This is a genomic window from Collimonas arenae, from assembly GCF_001584165.1.
In the GTDB taxonomy this organism is placed as follows: Bacteria; Pseudomonadota; Gammaproteobacteria; order Burkholderiales; family Burkholderiaceae_D; genus Collimonas; species Collimonas arenae.
Genome location: NZ_CP013233.1, coordinates 2,636,755 through 2,656,938 on the forward strand (window position 1 = coordinate 2,636,755; position 20,184 = coordinate 2,656,938).

A 20,184-nucleotide genomic window follows, 5' to 3' on the forward strand; every position below is an offset into this window, starting at 1 on the left:
CGATCTATCGCTGATATTGATTTACCGCCTGGTTATGCTCATCCAGGCTGCTTGAAAAATGACTGCTGCCATCGCCCTTGGCGACAAAATACAGCGCGTCGGTTTGCGCCGGATGCATGGCCGCCTCTATCGACTCGGCCCCCGGCAGGGCAATCGGGGTCGGCGGCAAGCCAGCGCGAGTGTAGGTGTTATACGGCGTATCGGTAGTCAGGTCGCGCTTGCGAATGACGCCTTGGTATTGGTCGCCCATGCCGTAGATCACCGTCGGATCGGTTTGCAGCAGCATGCCAATCTTCAGGCGGTTGACGAACACGCCAGCGATGGTATTGCGATCAGCGCGGCGGCCCGTCTCCTTTTCAACGATGGACGCCATGATCAAGGCTTCGTATGGGTCTTGTAAGGCACTGAGGCGTCACGCCCTTCCCAGGCCTGGTTGAGGCGCTTGAGCAGCAGGCTATGCGCCTGCTTGTATACCTGCATATCGCTGGAGCCTTTGGCGAACAGATAGGTGTCCGGGAAAAACAGGCCTTCCGGCATGCTGTAGTCAGGTGAAATCTTTGCCAGCAGCTCCGCATCGGACAACGCTGCCGTATCGTGCTTCAGCGACGCTTGGGCCGCTATCGCCTGGCGCATCTGGCGGAAAGTCCAGCCTTCGATCACGGTCAACGACTCTTGCGCAAATTCGCCGCGCACCAGTTGCGTCAGCAGGCGTAACGGTGTGGCGCCTGGCTTCAATACATAGCTGCCGGCTTTCAGCTTGCCGCCTTTACCGGTGGCGCGCGCCAGCAGTTCCAGTAACTCGGGATTGACGCCAACGCCTGCTTCAGCAATTTGTTGCACGGAACTGGCCAGGGTGCTGCCAGGCTTGATCGTAAAAGGACGCGGCTGACCCGCGTCGAAAACCGGCTGTTTGGCCCAGTAAACCATGCCGCCGGCGGCCACGCCACCCAGCAGGATCAAGCTCAACAATAGTTTTTTAAACAAGACTGGTCGCTCCAAACGGGTTCAGTGGATTCGCAAAACCGGGGTAAGGCCAACGCCTTTTTTGCGACATCACTATAATCAACCCAATATGATAATCGCTGAAATGAGATTGCCCACAATTTATGAATGAAATAACAAGCACCTGGCTGAATTTCCTGCAGCAACAACAGCTCCCTAGTACACCCGCACCTTTCGATGCGAGCCAGTCTTTTGTTGCGCCTTTGACCGATCTCGGCCTGATTGCACTGACTGGAGAAGATGCGGCCAGCTTCCTGCACACGCAGTTGACCAATGACGTTCAAGGCCTTTCTGTCGAGCAAGCCCGCCTGGCCGGCTATTGCTCTCCGAAGGGACGTCTGCTGGCAACCTTCCTGATGTGGAAAACCGGCGACACCATCCTGCTGCAGTTGCCGCGCAACCTGCAGGCAACGCTGCAGAAACGTTTGCAAATGTTTGTCATGCGCGCAAAAGCAAAACTGGCGGATGTCTCGGACGGCCAGGTCATACTCGGCCTGGCCGGCAATGCCGTGGCCGCGACGCTGGCGCCATGGTTCCCAGCGTTACCGACTAAACCCTACGCCAAGATCGACAACAGCCACGGCACATTGATCCGCCTCGCCGATGCCGAAAGTGCTCCGCGTTACCAATGGATCACCAGTCCCGACATCGCCATCGCCGCCTGGCCGCAACTGACGCAGAACCTGCCGGCGACAGACGCCCGGCGCTGGCGGCTGACCGAAATCCTGGCTGGCGTCCCGCAAATCACTACGCTGACACAAGAACAGTTCGTGCCGCAAATGATCAACTTTGAAGTCATCGGCGGCGTCAATTTCAAGAAAGGCTGCTATCCAGGGCAGGAAATCGTCGCCCGCAGCCAGTATCTAGGCAAATTGAAGCGCCGTGCCGTGCTGGCGCGCGTGGCGGCTATGGATGTTGCCGCTGCAACCGAGGTATTCTCCAGCGCCGATCCAGGACAGCCGTGCGGCATGATCGTCAACGCCGAGGCCGATAGCGCCAGCCACAGTGTCTGCCTCGTCGAAATCAAACTGGCAGCGCTGGAAGATGGCGGCAGCTTCCACCTCGGTGCGGCGGATGGGCCGCAACTGACTGTCGGAACATTGCCATATGTGATTACCGATGTCACCGCAAGCGAGCAACCGGCGTAGGCGCAGCATGAGCAACGATCTGTATATCTATTACCGGGTGGCCGCCAGCAATGCCCAACAATTCAACAGTGCCGCTGCGGCGATGCAAGCCGGCCTGTCGCAGCAACACCGGATCGTCAGCGCCCTCAAGCGTCGGCCCGAGACCGAAGATGATCGCCATACCTGGATGGAAGTGTATGCTTCGGTACCGCCGGATTTTGCGCAAGTTGTTGAACAAGCGGCAGCCCAGCATGGGCTCGCCAGGTTTATCGATGGTCCTCGTCATACTGAATTTTTTGTGAATATTTCATCATGTGCTTGATTGTTTTTGCGTGGCAAGTGATTCCGGGCTCGCCGCTGATAGCCGCCGCCAACCGCGATGAATTCTATGCGCGCCCCAGCGCTCCGGCCAGCTGGTGGCAAGATCATCCTGACATCTACGCCGGCCGCGACCTGCAAGATGGCGGCACCTGGATCGGCATCACCCGCAGCGGCCGTTTTGCCGCCATTACCAATGTGCGAGCGCCGGCGGAACGCCGCAGCGACGCACCGACGCGCGGCAGACTCGTCGCGGATTTCCTCGGCAGTAAATTGAGCGCGGCGGAATATGTCGCCCAAATCTCGTCGGATGCCGCCAACTACAACGGCTTCAACCTGCTGATCGGCGACGGCAAGCAATTAATCTGGTATTCGAACAAAGGCGAAGCCGACCCACGCAACGGCCAGCCGTTGACGCCAGGCATCTACGGCATCTCGAACGCTCTGCTGGACGTATGCTGGCCCAAGGTGGTACGCACCAAGGCGCAATTTGCCAGCCTGCTGTGCCAGGGCGCTCCTGACGCTTGTTTCTTTGAAATGCTGACCGACACGACCCGCGCCGGTGATTGCCGCCTGCCATCCACTGGCGTTGGCATCGAACGCGAACGCGTGCTGTCGTCGGTATTCATTGAATCGCCTGATTACGGCACCCGCGCTTCGACCCTGGTCAGGATCCAAGCCAACGGCAGCGCCATGCTGCATGAAAGAATTGTTCCCGTGCCACAGTAACGCCTTTGCGGTACTGGATGCATTTAACAGATCCACGCAAGCAATACGGGCAGCGCAGCCGATCCTTCAGGAGAGCCAAGCATGTCGTCATCGTCGATTCCGCATTCTGCGCAAACAACGCCTGATCCGCACGAAGCCTTACGACAGGTCTGGCACGCGCTAGGACAAGCAGATGCCGCCTTGTCCCAGGTCTCGCTGAGCGGCAGTGATCCGGTCTTGCCTTCATCATTTGCAGTCGGCACCGCTGCCCAGGTCAGCATTGCCGCTGCGGGATTGGCGGCAGCTGAACTGTGGCACTTGCGCAGCCAGGTACGCCAACGGGTCAGCGTTGACATGCGCCATGCCGCTGCCGAATTCCGCAGCGAACGCTACTTCCGCGTCAACGGCGCCAGCAGCGACGAAATCTGGGACAAGATCGCCGGCACCTACTGCTGCGGCGATGGCCGCTGGGTACGCCTGCACACCAATTTCCCGCTTCATCGCGATGGCGTGTTGAAACTGCTGCAGTGCGAACACGATCGCGCAAGCGTCGGCCAGGCATTGCAAAAATGGGCAGCCGAAGATTTTGAAGATGCCGCCGCCAACGCCGGGCTGGTGGTGACCGCGATGCGTTCATTCGACGAGTGGGACCGTCATCCGCAAGGCCAGGCGGTACAAACCCTGCCGCTGCTGAGTATCGAAAAAATCGGCGATGCGCCGCCGCAAACCCTGCCCCCGGCAGTGTTGCAGCGCCCTCTGGATGGGGTACGTGTACTCGACCTGACCCGCATCATCGCCGGACCGGTCTGCGGCCGCACATTGGCGGCACACGGCGCCGACGTCCTGCTGGTGACGGCGCCGCAATTACCGGCCATCGGTCCCTTGGTGATCGACACCGGACGCGGCAAACGCTCTTGCCAGCTTGACTTGCGGCAGGCAGACGACCACCGCACGCTGAGTCATCTGCTGCATGAGACCGACATCTTTGTGCAAGGCTATCGCCCGGGTGGATTGGATGCCTTGGGCTTCGGACCGACAGCGGCGGCAAAAAAACGGCCTGGGATCATTTATGTATCGCTATCGGCCTATGGCCATGTCGGTCCGTGGGCCGGACGGCGCGGTTTCGATTCCCTGGTGCAGACCGCCAGCGGCTTCAACCATGCAGAAGCGCAAGCAGCACATAGCGAACAACCCAAACCACTGCCGATGCAGGTGCTGGATCACGCGGCCGGCTACCTGATGGCGGCGGGCGCCATGAGTGCGCTGGCAAGGCGGGTAACCGAAGGCGGCAGCTGGCATGTACGGGTATCGCTGGCGCAAACCGGGAACTGGCTGCGCCAGTTGGGCCGCATCGAAAATGGCCAGGCTACCGCCGATAGCGGTTTCGAACAAGTGCAGGATCTGCTGGAACACAGCGATTCGGGTTTCGGCCGCCTGACTGCCGTCACGCATGCTGCGCACCTATCGGCAACGCCGGCTTACTGGGCGCGGCCTTCGGTTCCTCTGGGAACCGATGCCGCAAGCTGGTAAGCGAGCAGATTCATAACCGATCACCGCCTGGGCAGTCCCGCGATCAACCAAATACGTGGCGCATGCAGATGTGCGCAATCCCGGCTTCGTAGAATTCATCGCCGTCGCGGCTGAAACCATGGCGGCTGTAGAAAGCTTCGGCCTGGGTTTGGGCATTGAGTACGACGGCCGTGTCGCCGCGTTGCCGCGCTTTTTCCATCAATGCCTGCAAGATCGCCGCGCCGACTCCCTGGCCGCGACCTGCGGCCCTGACCGCCATGCGGCCAATATGACCATCAGGCAGCAATCGCCCGGTGCCGATGGCGTGCCCGGCCTCGTTGTAGGCAACTGCGTGCAGGCAATGCTCATCCATATCATCCCATTCCAGCTCGACCGGAATTTTCTGTTCAATCACGAATACGTCGAAGCGTACCGCGCGGGCGTCGGCTTTCTGTACTGCCCAGTTATCTACCGTCAGATGGAGTGTCATGGTTTAACTCGTGTATTTATCGCGTATTTAACTCATTTATGTAACCTGCCATGCAGGCATGCCGCGTCAACCCGGCTTGATCTTGAGGGCGGCGCGCTGATGCCGGAGGTATTTGAATGTACCCATCGCTTTCGCCACCAGGTGCTCGCCGTGCCACAGCTCGGCATCGCAAAAACACATGGTGGTGGATTGATGGAATGCCTTGCCTTTGGCGACCAGGCGCGCGCCGCTTTGCCCGGCCGGTTGCAGGAAACTGGTTTTCATTTCGACCGTTACCGCCGCTTCGGCTTGCGGGTACAGCGAACGCCGGCCAGCGCCATGACTACATCCAGCATGGTCATCGACACGCCGCCATGAGTCACTTGCCAGCTGTTCATGTGATGCGGCTGCACAGTCAGCGCTAACTCGGCAGCGCCGTCGCCCATCGAGACGAACTCGACGCCGAGATGACTCAGGAAAGGGTTGTCGATCGGAAAAATATGCGAAGGAAACATCTGCGGCAATCAACGAAATTATTGTGGTCAGGCGGGGCTGGGGAAATTGTGATCGAACCGATTCAGCTCAAATAATCCATGCACTGGCGTGCCTCGCGCACTGCTGCGACGAACGGCTTGATCGCGACGTGGGTTGGGTGCACCTGGTACGCATCCAACGCTTCGACGGAAACAAATTCGGAATTCAGCAAAACGTCATAAGTCGCTTCCAAGCCAGGCTGTGCGATCACTGCCTCGAACTTCAGAATGCCAGGTACGATTTCGGCGCAGCTGTCCAGCAGGGCCTTGAGTTTCCGTGCGTTGGTCGCCTTGTCGGCGCCTTCCGCCTGCTCTTTCAGTTTCCACAATACGATGTGTTTGAGGGTAGCGCTCATAAGAATTTCCGCTCTGGTAGGTAGTTAATGGCTATTCAGCCCGCCATTTTACATTTATCACCAGCCATTGCGTCCGCATGTAGCAATTGTATCGAGGCTAATGGACATAAAGGCATCTATTCGGTCAGTAATTTATAGGCAATCGTCCACATCGTGATGCCAACCACAACTTCCAGCACACGCCACGACATCGGCCGCGCGAAAACCGGCCGCAGCCAGCTCGCCGCGTACCCGAGCGAGAAAAAGAAAACAAACGACGCCAGCATGGCGCCACCGGCAAACATTGTCCTTTCGCCGGGAAATTGGGTTGATATCGAACCGATCAACAGCACCGTATCCAGATAGACATGCGGATTGAGCCAGGTCAATGCGGCACAAGTCAGCAGCGTCGGCAGCAACGCCGCCTTCACATGTTCGGATTGCAGTAACACATCTGTCGATTTCCAGGCTGCCACGAAACTTTTGACGCCGTACAAAATCAGGAATGCCGCACCACCATAGCGCATGACAGTGGTCAACCAAGGCGCCCGCTCGATGAGAATCGACAAACCCATGACGCCCAACAGTATCAGGATAGCGTCGGATGCGGCGCAGGTCAGACAAACCAGGAATACATGCTCGCGCCTGAGCCCCTGTTTGAGGACAAAGGCATTTTGGGCGCCAATGGCAAGGATAAGCGAGAGGCCGAGAGAGAAACCAGAAATTGCTGCGTTCATGAATACATTGAAAAAGATGCGGTATCGCTTATCGTCATGTTGAATTAATGCAATCCCGATGACGGGAAATCGTCATCTTCGCCAGCCGCCCAGACAGGCCCGCCAATACGCCTGTCCGCCACGAAGCGCAGCAATGCCGGATCTGTAATGAAACTGGCGGCCGACTGCGCGGTCAATATGGCGTCAGGCGATTGCGGCATGGCGACGATATAACCTTGCACGTAGTCGACTCCCAGTTTCGCCAGGGCCTCGATCATCGCACAATCCTCCACCCATTCAGCAATACTTTTCATGCCGAGGTTACGCGCCAGCTCGACGATCGCTTCGACGATCGCTTCATTTGCCGGATGCGTACTCATGCTTTGAATGAACGCGCCGTCAATTTTCAAGGCGTCGGCCGACAGGCTCTTCAGATAGGTGAAAGAGGTATAGCCGGCGCCAAAATCGTCGAGTGCGACTTTGGCGCCGAGAGACTGCAGACGATCGATGAAGCGGCCGGTATGCTCCAGATCGTGCAACGCGACGCTTTCCGTTATTTCGATACAGAGCAACGGCACGACCTGCGGATGGCGATGCAATATCGTGAAAATGTCCTGGACGAATTTTTCGTCGTTGAGCGAAGCCCCGCTCAAATTGACGCAAACGAATTTTGTCCGCGTCAATTGAGACTGGTTTTTCGCCAGCCAATCCAGCACCGTCGACATGACCCAGCGGTCAATCGCGCCGATATTGCCGTTCTCTTCTGCCGCTGCGACCACCTTGGTCGCCGGCACTACGCGGTTGTCGGCATCGCGCAGCCTCAACAGCACTTCGAAATTGAGCGACTCTTCCGGCTCACGCAGCGACATGATCGGCTGCATCTCTACAAACAAGCCCGCCGGCAGGAATTCGCCGCCCAGCTTTTCGATCAGGCTGAGTTCTTCCAGCCGCTCCAGGAATACCGGCGCATTCTTGTGATACACAACGACGTGCTCGTCATGCGCCTTCTTCGCTTCCCGGCAAGCTCGGTCGGCCGCTGAAATGGCATCCTGCACGCGCATGCTGCCATCCACTTCGATCAATCCGATCGATCCCTTCACCTGGAATGCGCGGGCGCCGATGTGATACGACTGATAGCTGATCTTCCGGATGATGGCCGAGCATATCGCCGTCGCATCCTCTATTTTGGTGTCCTGGAACAGGATGATGAATTCGTCGCCGCCGATGCGACCGATATGGCCGTTGCGATCCAGCGATTGTTCAACGCGATCGCACAACTGCTTCAAGACTTCGTCGCCGGATTGGTGTCCGAATAGGTCGTTGATCAGTTTGAAACGATCCAGATCGAGATACGCCAGGGCTAAAGGCCGATCAACGCATTGCCGCTCGATCGCCTGCTCCAGCAAGATCTCTATGCCACGTCGGTTGAGTACACCGGTCAACGGATCGTGTTCTGCAAGAAAGCGTAGTCGCTCTACCGCCTGCGAACGATCCGTGATGTCCTGCAACGAACCCTCGATCCGGCCGTTGGCAAAGGTCGCCCTGACCAGATAGAAGCTGGCGTTGCCGTCAGGACCGGTAATCCCACGCAATTCGGCTTCATTACCACCGGTTCCGGACACAATCTTGAGCAGCTTGTCGCGCGCTCCAGGCTGGAAATAATCGTCCCATTTTTTTAGCTGCTGATCGGCGCCATCCCTTCCCAGGATTTTTTCCAGGGCAAGATTGGTGCGCACAAACCGACCATCCGCATCCAGCGTAAACAATCCGATTGGAGTGACCTCGTAGGTTGTCCGCAACTCGGCCTGCGCGATCGCCAGTTCACGCTTCCCTGCCCGCATTTGTTCGGCAAAGGCAAACGATGCCATCAAGCTCGATAACAACGCCGCGATGACATTGTTCGGCACTTCATCCAGGGTCTTGATGCCAAATGCTGCGGCAAAAACTTCTTCCACCCGCGTAAACAACACCACGAACATGGAGGCGCAATACCAGAGTACCGCACGCGTACGGGCCAACCAAACAATCCGGGCCAGCAAAAACACCAATATGACAATCCCTACGACAGTCCAGACCCACAGGATCGGCAGAAACTGCCGGTATGGCAAAACCACTGCCGCCCCCAACAGTATCAAGCCAAGCCAGCGCAGGATATCCTGCAGGATTGCGAATCCGACCTGTTTTAACTCAGCCTGGAACAATCTTCCAAACAGAGTAAAGGTCACAATGTAATACGTGGCAAAAGTGAACTGCCGCAACCAAGGCAGCCACGGATTGGGAATGGTCCAGACAAGCCAATGGGCATCCCATCCCATGGCGTTGGCGCCAAGGCGCAAATTACCCAGTAGCCAGACTGCAAACAACACGTACATCCATTCGCGGTTGATCAATGCCGCTACCAGCACGAACAAAGTCAACGTCAGCAGGCCCCCTTCCAGCAAACCGATGCCACGATAAAACTCGTTTTGCGACTGTTCAAACTCTTTGCTCTCCCACTGGCGCACCGAGATCCGTGCCGGTCCGGAGAAGGTTCCTTTGCAAATCACGTTAGTTGCAGCCGCGAGGTGCCCCAGCATCAGGACGAACCCTGTCTTTTCGGCCCGCATTTGCCCTTCCAGCAGATCGCGGGTGCCGGCGCCCAGCAAGCGCGCGCCCGGCATTTCCCAGCAACTTACCTGCTGCGCATGCCGGGACGGCAATTCAATTTCGGTTTGCGCATTTCCATCATTCGGCGACACCTGGAAAGAAAACCAGAATGGCGTCTCCAACAATTGCGTGTCGCGATAGGGCTGCAATGGCGTGTCAGCCAACTGCTGAAATGCCTGCTCGGGCAGCAAGCGCTGCTCTGAATCACTCAATGCATGAAATAACGACGGACTGGGGTTGCGATGCCCAAAGCGGCTATCGAGCGTGGCGAACGCAACCACGGTCAGCACAATGATCATTACCGGCACCAATACAACCGAAAAATAAAAGCCGGCCCAATCTTGAGACTTGAGGGCAGTCATACGGCTTTTCGGTGTATCGGCGTGAAATAACCACATAAACTTCGTATCCAGAGTGAGAGGGTTCTACTGTACTGTAAAAAAAAGACACATTATTTATTTTTAACAATAGTACCCCCTCGGTGAGGACTTTGATAAAGCAGCCGGTTCGGATGCTTAATCCACCGATTTATCGCGTCCCGATTCCACCATCCCTGGCAATGCGACTGTTGAGCAAGGATTTGATTTCGTCCAGCGTATTGGGCGGTTGATCGAGCGTCAAATCCGGATGCCGCATCTCGAACATCAAGTCAAACAGCGGATGGGATGCTGCGGCCCAACGCTCCCTGGCCGTCGCCACTTCAAAAGCCATTACCCGATGCGGCAGGTTGCCTACATGCCGCATCGGAATAAATTCGCGCCCGGAAAACACGTCCTGGAACAGCAGTGCGTCGTATTGACGATCCAGAGGAGAACGCGCGGTAATGACCATCCAATCAATGCCATGTTCAACACAGTATTCAAAATATGCCTTGAACAGCAAAGTTTTGACTACCTTGCCGACCTGGCCGGACGCTACGCCCAGTCGTGTGGCCTCAGCCAGATGCTGGCCTTGCAGCCAAGCAGGCAGTGTCACCGATTGCTCCAGCCCCAACGGATGATAATGGTTGGTCTGAATGCGCATTGTCCCCAATGGCGATCCATCGAGTTTCGATTCCGCCAGTAACACAATCGTATCTTTGGCAAGATCGGCATCTTCGAATCGAATCAGATTTTCGGCTAATTTCGGCAGGTGCCGGTTATATGCGGCATAGCGGATGCCAACCGCTTTCTGCAGCGCCTGCTCATCGTTCACTATCTTGATCGTAAACGGCAAACGCTGCTCGGGCAGCGCCCTGACAACAGTTTTCCGCATGGGCGCCGATGGCTTGATGACGCTGTCCTCGGCGATTTGGCCTGGCGCGGCTATTTCGTGGATTTCATTGATTTCGTGGTCGAGTTTCATTTGGAGTGCTCCGAAGTTGAACGTGTGGTTGACCGTTTTATGCATACATTGCATTACGGTATTGCCAGATTCTCACGTTCCGGACACTCTGGATAAGCTAAACCTCGTTCAGCGTTGTCATTCACAAACACAGGGCTATCAGCGACGTTGGGGTGATTGTTTTAAGCACTAAAAACAATGAATGCAAGACAACTAAATGCCCCGTTTAATGCTGTAGTCCCCTCAACCATCGGGCAAGCGCTCAAATTACAATGCGCCGTCACCCCGTCGGGTAAAACAACTTCATAGAAGAGTGCCGCCTGCTGCTGCTCGTCGCCAGTGAACCGCAGCAGCAGAACTACTCGTTAATCGAGATTGATCAGTGCTGCCCACCACCCAGATAAGCTGCCTTGACCGCAGGATCGTTTTTCAGCTTTTCTGCCGGACCATGGACCGAAATTCGGCCGTTCTCCAACACGTAGCCATAATCGGCAACGTGCAAGGCTGCGGCGGCGAATTGCTCGACCAGCAGCATTGTCACCCCTTCCGCCTTGAGTCGCGAAATGATGCGGAAAACTTCTTCCACCAGGATCGGCGCCAAGCCCATTGAAGGTTCGTCCAGCAGGATCACCTCCGGATTGAGCATGACCGCGCGCGCCATGGCCAACATCTGCTGCTCGCCACCTGAGAGCGTGCCGGCCAGTTGATGCTGGCGCTCCTTCAAACGCGGAAACAATTCCAGCGCCCGTTCCAGGTCAAGTTTGATGTCGCCGCGCGGACGCGACCGGGTAAAGCGCGGAAAGGCGCCAAGCAGCAGATTATCGACCACGCTCATCGTCGCAAATACGCGCCGTCCCTCGGGCGAATGCGCCAGTCCGGCGCGTGCAATCTTGTGCGAATCCAGGCCGGTAACGTCGACCCCAGCCAGAGTCACGTTACCAGCCTTGGCTTTGATCATTCCGGAAATGGCGCGCATGGTAGTGGTCTTGCCGGCGCCATTGGAACCGATCAGCGTCACTACCTTGCCTTTCGGCACCTCCAGCGAAATACCGTGCAGCACCTCAACCTTGCCATATGCCGCATGCAAATTGGAAATTGAAAGCATCTTATAACCTCGCTGCGCTGGATGGGGATGGCATGCTGTCGACGTCGGCCACTTCTCCGGCGCTGCCGCCAAGATAGGCTTCGATGACCTTCGGATCGACTTGCACCGCAGCGGGCCTGCCTTCAGCGATTTTCTGGCCGAAATCCAGCACCGTGACCGTATCGGAAATCGACATCACTACGTCCATATGATGTTCAATCAGGATAATCGTGATGCCGTGCTGCCTGATCTTGTGAATGATCGCAATCAGCTCCTTGATATCCGGCGCCGTCAGGCCGGCCGCCGGCTCATCCAGCAACAGCAGTTCCGGATTGAGGCCAAGCGCACGGCCGATTTCCAGCAGGCGCTGCTTGCCGTAAGGCAGATTGCGGGCCTCTTCAGTCGCCAGATCGGTCAACCCGACAAATTGCAGGATACTGGCCGCACGCTCCCTGGCGCTTTGCTCCTCGCGGCGATAGCGTGGCGTGTTGAAAACCACGTCCAGCATATTGCTGCGGAAGGTATGGTGCAAGCCAACCAGCACGTTTTCGGTGGCCGTCATTTCGCCAAACAACTGCACGTTCTGGAAGGTACGCGCCACTCCGCCCAATGCAATCGCCGACGGCGTTGTACCGGAAATAGTCCGACCGTTGAACTCGACCTTGCCTGAGGTCGGTTTGTAGATACCGGTAAGCACATTCATCATGGTGCTCTTGCCCGAGCCGTTCGGCCCGATCAGGCCATGCACGCTACCCTTGACGATATCGAGATTGACTTCATTGAGCGCTTTGAGCCCGCCAAACTGCATCAGAATCTGTTTTCCGCTCAGCAGCGTAGTGCCAACCGCGCCGCTGCCGCCAGCCACGGCCCAGGTATTTTCTTGACCGGCCACGACAGCTTTGGGCACCTGTTTCGATGCCGCTGTCACCCGTTGTCCGAACAGACCGCGCACGAAACCGACGATGCCGTCCTGCAGGTAATACACGACGAACAGCGTCATCACGCCAAATATGGTGAGCCGCCAATCGGTAATGTTTTCCAGCCGATAGGCAAAAATCGCCATGCCGAGGGTTGCCGCCAACGGCACCGCCACCTGGCGCGGCGTGCGACGTTTTTTCCATAGCAGGAAAGCCGTCGCAAGCACAGCGACCACCGCTGCCACGGTAGCGATCTGGCGGAACAGGTCAATGTCAGCCAGCAGGCTTGGCAGCATGACGACGATGAAGGCGCCGATCAGCGAGCCGATGCGGCTTTTACGCCCACCCATGATCACCGCCAGCAAGAACAGGATCGTCAGTTCGAAGTTGTAGGTGTTCGGCGAAATATATTCTTCCGAATAAGCATACAAACTCCCGGCCAAACCAGCCAACGCGGCACTGATCACGAACGCATACACCTTGTAGCGATACACGGAAACCCCCATGCAATCGGAGGCAATCGGGCTGTCACGCAAGGCCTGGAAGGCGCGCCCGAGATGCGATTTCAGTATCCGGTGGACCACGATCAACGACAACACCATCAACACAGCAACCAAGTAGAAATAGCCGACATCGCCCAGCTGGTATCCAAAGAATGACGGCTTGTTGAGCTTGATTCCCATCGGACCATCGGTCAGGAACGTCATTTCATTAATCAGGATCTGGATGATAGTGCCGAACGCCAGAGTGACCATTGCCAGGTACGGTCCAGTCACGCGCAATGCCGGCAATGCCAGGATGGCGCCGAAAATCGCCGTCACAACGAGGCTGGCCGGTGCCGCAATCAGAAACGGCCAGCCCAGTTTGAACACCAGTACGCCAGTCGTATATGAGCCGATGCCGAACAGGCCTGCATGCCCCAGCGACACCTGCCCGGTATACCCGACCACGATATCCAGGCCGAACAAGAGGATCGCATAGATCAGAATAGTTTCGGCCAGATGGATGTAATACGGATTCGGAATCACTTGCGGAAACAGCAGCAATAACAGGATGCCGACGACAGATAGTGCGAATAATTTTTTATTCATATTCACACCTTCTTGATGGCTGTCTTGCCGAACAGGCCGGCCGGTTTGATCGCCAGCACCAGCAGCAGCAACAGCAATCCCGGCACTTCCTTGTAACCGGTCGAGATATAGAAACCAGTCAGTGTTTCGGCGATACCCAGGATCAGGCCGCCAACGATGGCGCCCATGCCCGATGTCAAACCGCCGATGATCGCCACGGCAAAGGCTTTCAAGCCGAGCGCGGTGCCCATGGTAGCGCCGGTCAGCGTCAACGGCGCCACCAGCACACCGGCAAAGGCCGCCGTCGCCGACGATAACGCATACGAGAATGTAATGACCATGCTGGTATTGATGCCCATCAGACCGGCGGCGTCGCGGTCATTCGACGTTGCCACCACGGCCTTGCCGTAAATCGATTTGCGGTTGAATATTTCAACCGCCAGCATCATCGCCAGCGCTCCCAGCACCACCACCACCTGCATCGGCTGGACATTGGCCCCCAATACCTGGAATGGCGTCGCCGACAAAGGCGTCGGGAAAGTCAGATCATCCTTGCCCCAGATGTTCTCCGCGACGTTTTTGAAAATGATCGCCAGTGCAATGGTCGACATGATCCAGCCAAACTCCGATTTGATCTTGAGCGCCGGCCGCACGCCGATCCACTCGACCACCACGCCCTGCAGTGCGCCGAAGACGATCACCACCGGAATCATCAGCCAATAGTTGAGATATGGGCCGCCGTGGATGTTGCCGACCAGGCTGAGGCCGACCAGCGCACCAAGCATCAAGGCTTCGCCCTGACCGAAATTGAGGGTGCCGGAAGTAGCAAAGGTAAGTTGGTAACCGAATGCGATGACAGCATAGATCATGCCTAGCGCGATACCGCTAAAGACAAGTTGCAGCAGAATTTCCATGATAAATATCCAAGAGACTGCGCCAAGAGGGCCCGCCAGGAAACTGCGAAAGGCAGTATGGCAAAAGCAACGATGCTGATTGACGCGATAAGACCAGCCGCCCGCAAGTAGCGAGGGCTGGCCTCAATCGCAATATCGATATAACGGATTTCCGGCAGGTGGTTGAAACCGTTTCGGGCTGAACCTGCAGCCGCGACGGTTTCATTCGAGATCTGCCGGACTTATCCGATCACTTGGCCAATATCACCCGGCCACCCTTGACTTCACCAATCACAACCATATTCGGCTTGATTGCCTCGTGGTCGTCGTGGGTGTAAGGCTTGTTATAGCTGGTGACAACGCCATCAACGGTGGTACTGAGGTTTTCCAGCGCTTCGCGCACCTTGACACCGTCGGTCGTGCCGGCCTGCTTGATTGCCGCGGCCAGCAGGTAAATCGAATCGTAGCCCTGAGCAGCCGACACCGGCGATGGAATGCGGTCAATCTTATAGGCCTTTTGATAGGCTTCTATGAAAGCCTTGCGCTTAGGTGTATTGGGGTCCTGGATGAAAGTTTGCGGCATGCGCGCACCTTCGCCATTTTTTCCGGCGTTATCGATGAAATTACCCATCGACAATGTCCAGCTGCCGATAATAGGTACTCTCCAGTTGAGTTTTTCCATGCCGTTGGCAATTTGCGCCAGTTCAGGACCGATACCGTACGTCAGCACCACCTGCGCGCCGCCCTGTTTCGCCTTCAGCAACTGGGCAGTCATGTCGACATCTTTCAGGTTGTACTTTTCTACGGCGACCGGTTTGATGCCCTTGGTGCCGAGCGCGCGCTCCAGATCTTCACGACCGAGCTGGCCGTAGTTGGTCGAATCGGCCAGAATCGCAACCTTGGTGTGCTTTTGCCGGATGACGGCTTCGTCAACGATCATCGCCGACTGGATCGTATCGTTGGCGGCATTGCGGAATACGTAGTTATCTTTGAATTCCGGTGCTACAAACTGCTTGGTGACGACGCTGCCGGTGGCCACATTGTCCATCACCGGAATCTTGGCTTCCTGATAGAAACGCTGCGACGCCAGCGCGACACCGGTATTGATAAAGCCCACAGTGCCGACCACTTTTTCCTTGTTGATCAGCTCCTGGGCGATCTGTACTCCGCGTTCGTTCTTGGCTTCGTCGTCGCGTTCGACCAGTTGCAACGGCCGTCCCAACACGCCACCCTTGGCGTTGATGTCAGCCACCGCCAGCTTGACGCCGTCGCGCATTGACACGCCCATCGGTGCGGAACCGCCGGTGAAAGGGCCTGTGACGCCGATCTTGATCGGCTCCGCCGCAATCGCAGCGGTCGACAATGACAAGGTAACAAGTGCAGCCGCCACATACGCTTTGGTTGTGTAATTCATGTCGTCCTCTTTCCTCTGTATTTTTTCTATTGATTGACGCCAGCTTCCGATGCCAGAGCATCTCCTCGCACCGCGCTACGCGTTCCCGCCTGCCGCAAATTTGTTGCCGTCTGATATACAGACATCCCCAGCATTTCAGGCCACCCTTACAGGTTCCTGACAGCAGCGAGTCTTTCGCAATAGAAGCTATTGGCCGGCGGGTGTTTCCATAGCATTTGCGAGGATAGGGAATGACGTCTGAGGGCGCGTGGACGACAAAATCGACATCAATCAAACGGCTGGCCACCACGCAATAAAAACAGATTCGAAGGGAAACCCTGACGAGAAACTCCGATACGGCACATGTCCAACGCAATCAATACAATTGGTTTGGACAAAAAAAATCCCCGGCGAACCGGGGATTTTTTTGAAGCTTGTACAGCTAGCTATATATTAGATAGCTTGAATGTTGGAAGCTTGCTTGCCCTTTGGGCCAGCAGTAACTTCGAACGAAACGCGTTGGTTCTCTTGCAGCGACTTGAAGCCGCTGGAATTGATTGCCGAGAAGTGCGCGAACAGATCTTCGCCGCCTTCGTCAGGAGTAATAAAACCAAAACCCTTCGAGTCATTGAACCACTTTACGATACCAGTTGCCATTACATTTCCTATTTCAGTTAAGTTGGGCTGTCGCCCGTTAGATCGTTTGAAGCAAGAAAGAAATGACAGACTAATACTGCACTACTAGCTCGAATCTTAAACGATGGTCTCATTATACTCGATAAATCCATATAAAACACTTCCATGCAAATAAAAGTTGCGCCGATGGAAAGAATCCCGGATTTAGTCGAATTATAGGCGCCTATTTTCACACATATATTGCCCGCCGGGATTTTTCATATAACCAAAACACATAATAAAAGGCAATTATTGTGTTTTGATAATTAAATCCGCAGCCCTAGAATAGCTTCTTGCCTCGCTCTTTGCGCGCTTATTGCCAACCTTGCCACAAGCCGCTTGTTGCGCACCTTCCGTGCGCCGATTAGCCAGGACTTTTTCAACCCGACGTTGCAGCGACACCCGTCGCCGCCCCTCCGCTTAGCCTTACACTGGGAGAACACATGCTTCACCTTTCCAAAAAGAAAATACTCAACGCCGCCTTTGCCAGCCTTAGCGTCCTGGCTTCGTTGTCGCTCGGCATGCAGGCTAGCCAAGCCGCCGACCTGAAGATCGGCTTGTATGCCGACGTATCCACGCTCGATCCGCATTTCAACAACATCGCCCCTAATATTTCCTTGTCGTCGCATCTGTTCGACGCATTAGTCAACGTCGATGCCAACGGCCACCTGATTCCTGGCTTGGCCACATCCTGGAAAGCCATCGATCCGCTGACCTGGGAATTCAAGCTGCGCCACGGTGTCAAATTCAGCGACGGCTCGGAACTGACGGCTGAAGACGTGGTGTTTTCGCTAGACCGCCCTGCCACCCTGACCAACAGCCCTGGCCCGTTCACCAGCTACACCAAACAGATCGTCAGCAAGCAGGTGGTCGATCCGTATACAGTCCACCTCAAGACCGCTACGCCTTATGGACCGCTGGCCCTGGATGTCAGCACGATTTTCATCGTCTCCAAGAAAGCCGCACAAAACGCCACTACCGACGACTTCAACACCGGCAAGGCGCTGGTCGGCACCGGCCCATTCAAGTTCTCCAGCTTCAAGCGCGGCGACCGTATTGAACTGGTGCGCAACGATGCTTACTGGGGCGAGAAATCACCTTGGGATAAAGTCACTTTCCGCATCCTGACTTCTGACGGTGCGCGCCTGGCAGCCCTGCTGGCAGGCGAAGTCGACGCCATCGAGAATGTCCCGCCGGCGGATGTCGCGAAACTCAAGACCAATCCGCAATTCAAGCTGGCGCAAAAGATTTCGTGGCGCACCATCTTCTGGACCTTGGACCAGGCGCGCGACAAATCACCGGATATCACCGACAGCAACGGCAAGCCGCTCGACAAGAATCCATTGAAAGATATCCGCGTGCGGCAGGCGATTTCCAAGGCCATCAACCGTCAGGCGCTGGTTGAGCGCACGCTGGAAGGCTTGGCAGTGCCTGCCTCAAACATCGTCGCACCGGGCGTCCTGGGCTATGCCGACACCTTGAAGGTGGAAAAGTACGATCCTGAAGGCGCCAAGAAACTGCTGGCCGCCGCCGGTTATCCGAACGGCTTCGGCATTACGCTGCACGGCCCCAACAACCGCTACATCAACGATGAACGCGTGGTGCAGACTGTCGCCCAATTCCTGAACCGGGTTGGCATCCAGGCCAAGGTCGAGACGTTGCCGCTGGCAGTCTATTTCGGCAAGGCACGAGCCGGCGAATATAGCGCGGCGCTGCTGGGCTGGGGTACGCTGGCAGGCGACTTCGGCTTGCGCACGTTACTTGGCACCACCAATCCTGACACCGGTTGGGGTTCGTGGAACTGGGGCAAGTACACTAATCCGAAACTGGATCAGCTGATTCAGTCGTCGCTGGCGTCGGTCGACCAGAAACAACGTGAGGATTTCGCGCGTCAGGGCGCCACCACCGCCCTCAATGATTACGCGCTGATTCCGTTGTATCATCAGTACGCGACCTGGGCTTTGCGCAAAGGCCTGAAGTACACGCCACGTACTGATGAATTCACCTTTGCATTCCAATTCCACCCTGAGTAATACAAACCGCAACAAAAAAGCCGCTGAAGATAGCGGCTTTTTTGTTGGAAAGGCATATTCTATGTCCTTGGCCTGCTCGCCCCCAATTACGCCTCATCAAGCTCTGTCCAATGACTGCCCCTGCACCGTCCAGCATCGAATCCGAATCCGTCTTGCGCCACCGTCCGTTCACCCTGTTCTGGGGTGCCCGCGTTGCCTCGACCATCGCCAACCAGATGCAGATCGTCGCCGTCGGCTGGCAGGTCTATCAAATCACGCACAGTGCGTTCGACCTCGGTATGGTGGGCTTGGTGCAGTTCCTTCCCGCCTTGTTCCTGGCGCTGGTGGTCGGTCATGTCGCGGATCGCTACGATCGCCGCAAAATTGCCCGTATCTGCCTGTTCATCGAAGGTTTGGCCGCCGCGGCGCTGGCCATCGGCAGTTATAACGGTTGGCTGACCAAGGAAGCCATTTTTGGCATCGTATTTATCATAGGCGCGACGCGTGCCTTCGAATCACCGACCTTGCAGGCGTTGGTGCCCGGCTTGGTGCCGGCGCGCCTGCTGCCGCGCGCCGTGGCCTGGTCAGCCTCGGCCACGCAAACTGCAGTGATTATCGGTCCGGCGCTGGGCGGCTTTATTTACGTACTGGGGCCAAGCGCGGTCTACACCAGCAGCAGCGTCCTGTTCATCACCGCTAGCCTGCTAGTGGCGTTGATCCGTATCGAGAGCGTATTGCCGCGGCGCGAACCAGCTACCCTTAGTTCGTTGCTGGCCGGGATCGCTTTCATCAAGAGCCGGCCAGCAATCCTCGGTGCAATTTCACTCGATCTGTTCGCCGTATTACTGGGCGGCGCCACCGCACTGCTGCCGATCTATGCGCACGACATCCTGGCAACCGGCCCGCTGGGACTCGGCCTGCTGCGTTCGGCACCTGCCGTCGGCGCACTCTCGATGGCGATTCTGCTGGCGCGCCGACCGCTCAGCAGGAAAGTCGGCCGTACCATGTTCACTGCGGTTGCAATCTTTGGCCTGGCGACCATTGTGTTTGCGTTGTCACGTTCGTTCGTGCTGTCGCTGGCGACATTGGCGGTGCTCGGCGCTTCCGACATGATCAGCGTTGTTGTCCGCTCTTCATTCGTACAACTGGAAACGCCGGATCACATGCGTGGCCGAGTCAGCGCCGTCAATTCGGTTTTCATCGGCACCTCCAACCAGTTGGGAGAATTTGAATCCGGCGTCACCGCGGCCTGGCTTGGGCCGGTGCACGCGGTGCTGCTGGGCGGTGTCGGCACGGTGGTTGTGGTGCTGCTTTGGATACGCCTGTTTCCTGCCCTGTTCGGCCTCGATCGGCTGGTCAATCCGGCAACCGCAATCAATCCAGCGTCGTCCTCATCATCTGCGGCCGCGCCAGGAACCTCTGGAACTACCTGAGCGACGATGCTGCGGGCGCCT

General features: G+C 56.7%; 18 protein-coding genes and 1 pseudogene. 6 read left to right on the forward strand and 13 right to left on the reverse strand.

The genetic code is table 11. From position 1 onward, the window contains the following. Window positions 1–4: 4 nt before the first annotated feature. Window positions 5–927: pseudogene (gene mltG / locus CAter10_RS12220) on the reverse strand (endolytic transglycosylase MltG). Window positions 928–1,106: 179 nt separating this feature from the next. On the opposite strand from mltG, the gene ygfZ reads away from it, so the two are divergent. The 4 genes from ygfZ to CAter10_RS12240 all read left to right on the forward strand — a co-directional run bounded on the left by ygfZ (window position 1,107) and on the right by CAter10_RS12240 (window position 4,685). Next, entirely contained in the window at window positions 1,107–2,150 is a 1,044-nt protein-coding gene (ygfZ, locus tag CAter10_RS12225) for a CAF17-like 4Fe-4S cluster assembly/insertion protein YgfZ (protein ID WP_061533620.1), read from the forward strand. A 7-nt stretch (window positions 2,151–2,157) separates the two neighbouring features. Next, a complete protein-coding gene (locus CAter10_RS12230; RefSeq protein WP_061533621.1) occupies window positions 2,158–2,451 on the forward strand; it encodes a DUF4936 family protein in 294 nt (97 codons plus the stop codon). Continuing rightward, window positions 2,442–3,176, forward strand: coding sequence for an NRDE family protein (locus tag CAter10_RS12235; RefSeq protein ID WP_061533622.1), 735 nt, complete (start codon window positions 2,442–2,444; stop codon window positions 3,174–3,176). The genes CAter10_RS12230 and CAter10_RS12235 overlap by 10 nt, the downstream gene beginning before the upstream one ends. A gap of 81 nt (window positions 3,177–3,257) precedes the next feature. Continuing rightward, window positions 3,258–4,685, forward strand: coding sequence for a CoA transferase (locus tag CAter10_RS12240; protein ID WP_061533623.1), 1,428 nt, complete (start codon window positions 3,258–3,260; stop codon window positions 4,683–4,685). A 43-nt stretch (window positions 4,686–4,728) separates the two neighbouring features. Here the strand turns inward: CAter10_RS12240 and CAter10_RS12245 are convergent, their stop codons facing one another. From CAter10_RS12245 to CAter10_RS12295, 12 genes are all read right to left on the reverse strand, one after another. Further along, entirely contained in the window at window positions 4,729–5,154 is a 426-nt protein-coding gene (locus CAter10_RS12245; protein WP_061533624.1) for a GNAT family N-acetyltransferase, read from the reverse strand. A gap of 66 nt (window positions 5,155–5,220) precedes the next feature. After that, on the reverse strand, window positions 5,221–5,418 hold the full coding sequence (locus CAter10_RS24300) for a PaaI family thioesterase (protein ID WP_335340147.1): 198 nt from the start codon (window positions 5,416–5,418) through the stop codon (window positions 5,221–5,223). 8 nt (window positions 5,419–5,426) lie between these two features. Further along, complete coding sequence (locus tag CAter10_RS24305; protein WP_335340149.1) at window positions 5,427–5,648, reverse strand: PaaI family thioesterase; 222 nt, start codon at window positions 5,646–5,648, stop codon at window positions 5,427–5,429. Window positions 5,649–5,710: 62 nt separating this feature from the next. Further along, entirely contained in the window at window positions 5,711–6,022 is a 312-nt protein-coding gene (locus CAter10_RS12255; protein WP_061533625.1) for a Dabb family protein, read from the reverse strand. Window positions 6,023–6,138: 116 nt separating this feature from the next. After that, window positions 6,139–6,738 (reverse strand): LysE/ArgO family amino acid transporter, encoded by a 600-nt coding sequence (locus CAter10_RS12260; protein ID WP_061533626.1) that lies wholly within the window; start codon window positions 6,736–6,738, stop codon window positions 6,139–6,141. A gap of 44 nt (window positions 6,739–6,782) precedes the next feature. Beyond that, window positions 6,783–9,725: a putative bifunctional diguanylate cyclase/phosphodiesterase gene (locus CAter10_RS12265; protein ID WP_061533627.1), complete on the reverse strand. Its 2,943-nt coding sequence runs from the start codon at window positions 9,723–9,725 to the stop codon at window positions 6,783–6,785. Between the two features lie 166 nt (window positions 9,726–9,891). Next, entirely contained in the window at window positions 9,892–10,707 is an 816-nt protein-coding gene (locus tag CAter10_RS12270; protein WP_197467124.1) for an N-acyl amino acid synthase FeeM domain-containing protein, read from the reverse strand. Between the two features lie 358 nt (window positions 10,708–11,065). Next, complete coding sequence (locus CAter10_RS12275; RefSeq protein WP_061533628.1) at window positions 11,066–11,791, reverse strand: ABC transporter ATP-binding protein; 726 nt, start codon at window positions 11,789–11,791, stop codon at window positions 11,066–11,068. 1 nt (window position 11,792) lies between these two features. Then, window positions 11,793–13,778: a branched-chain amino acid ABC transporter ATP-binding protein/permease gene (locus CAter10_RS12280; RefSeq protein ID WP_061533629.1), complete on the reverse strand. Its 1,986-nt coding sequence runs from the start codon at window positions 13,776–13,778 to the stop codon at window positions 11,793–11,795. Between the two features lie 2 nt (window positions 13,779–13,780). Continuing rightward, entirely contained in the window at window positions 13,781–14,671 is an 891-nt protein-coding gene (locus CAter10_RS12285) for a branched-chain amino acid ABC transporter permease (protein WP_061533630.1), read from the reverse strand. 229 nt (window positions 14,672–14,900) lie between these two features. Continuing rightward, window positions 14,901–16,064, reverse strand: coding sequence for an ABC transporter substrate-binding protein (locus CAter10_RS12290; protein ID WP_061533631.1), 1,164 nt, complete (start codon window positions 16,062–16,064; stop codon window positions 14,901–14,903). Between the two features lie 432 nt (window positions 16,065–16,496). Next, complete coding sequence (locus tag CAter10_RS12295) at window positions 16,497–16,700, reverse strand: cold-shock protein (protein ID WP_014005790.1); 204 nt, start codon at window positions 16,698–16,700, stop codon at window positions 16,497–16,499. A gap of 461 nt (window positions 16,701–17,161) precedes the next feature. Between CAter10_RS12295 and CAter10_RS12300 the strand changes: the two genes are divergently transcribed. Together CAter10_RS12300 and CAter10_RS12305 are read left to right on the forward strand one after the other, a co-directional pair. Then, window positions 17,162–18,751 carry an ABC transporter substrate-binding protein gene (locus tag CAter10_RS12300; RefSeq protein WP_061533632.1) on the forward strand — a complete coding sequence of 530 codons (1,590 nt, stop codon included), beginning with the start codon at window positions 17,162–17,164 and terminating at the stop codon, window positions 18,749–18,751. A 110-nt stretch (window positions 18,752–18,861) separates the two neighbouring features. Then, entirely contained in the window at window positions 18,862–20,163 is a 1,302-nt protein-coding gene (locus CAter10_RS12305) for an MFS transporter (protein WP_061533633.1), read from the forward strand. The last annotated feature ends 21 nt before the right edge of the window (window positions 20,164–20,184 follow it).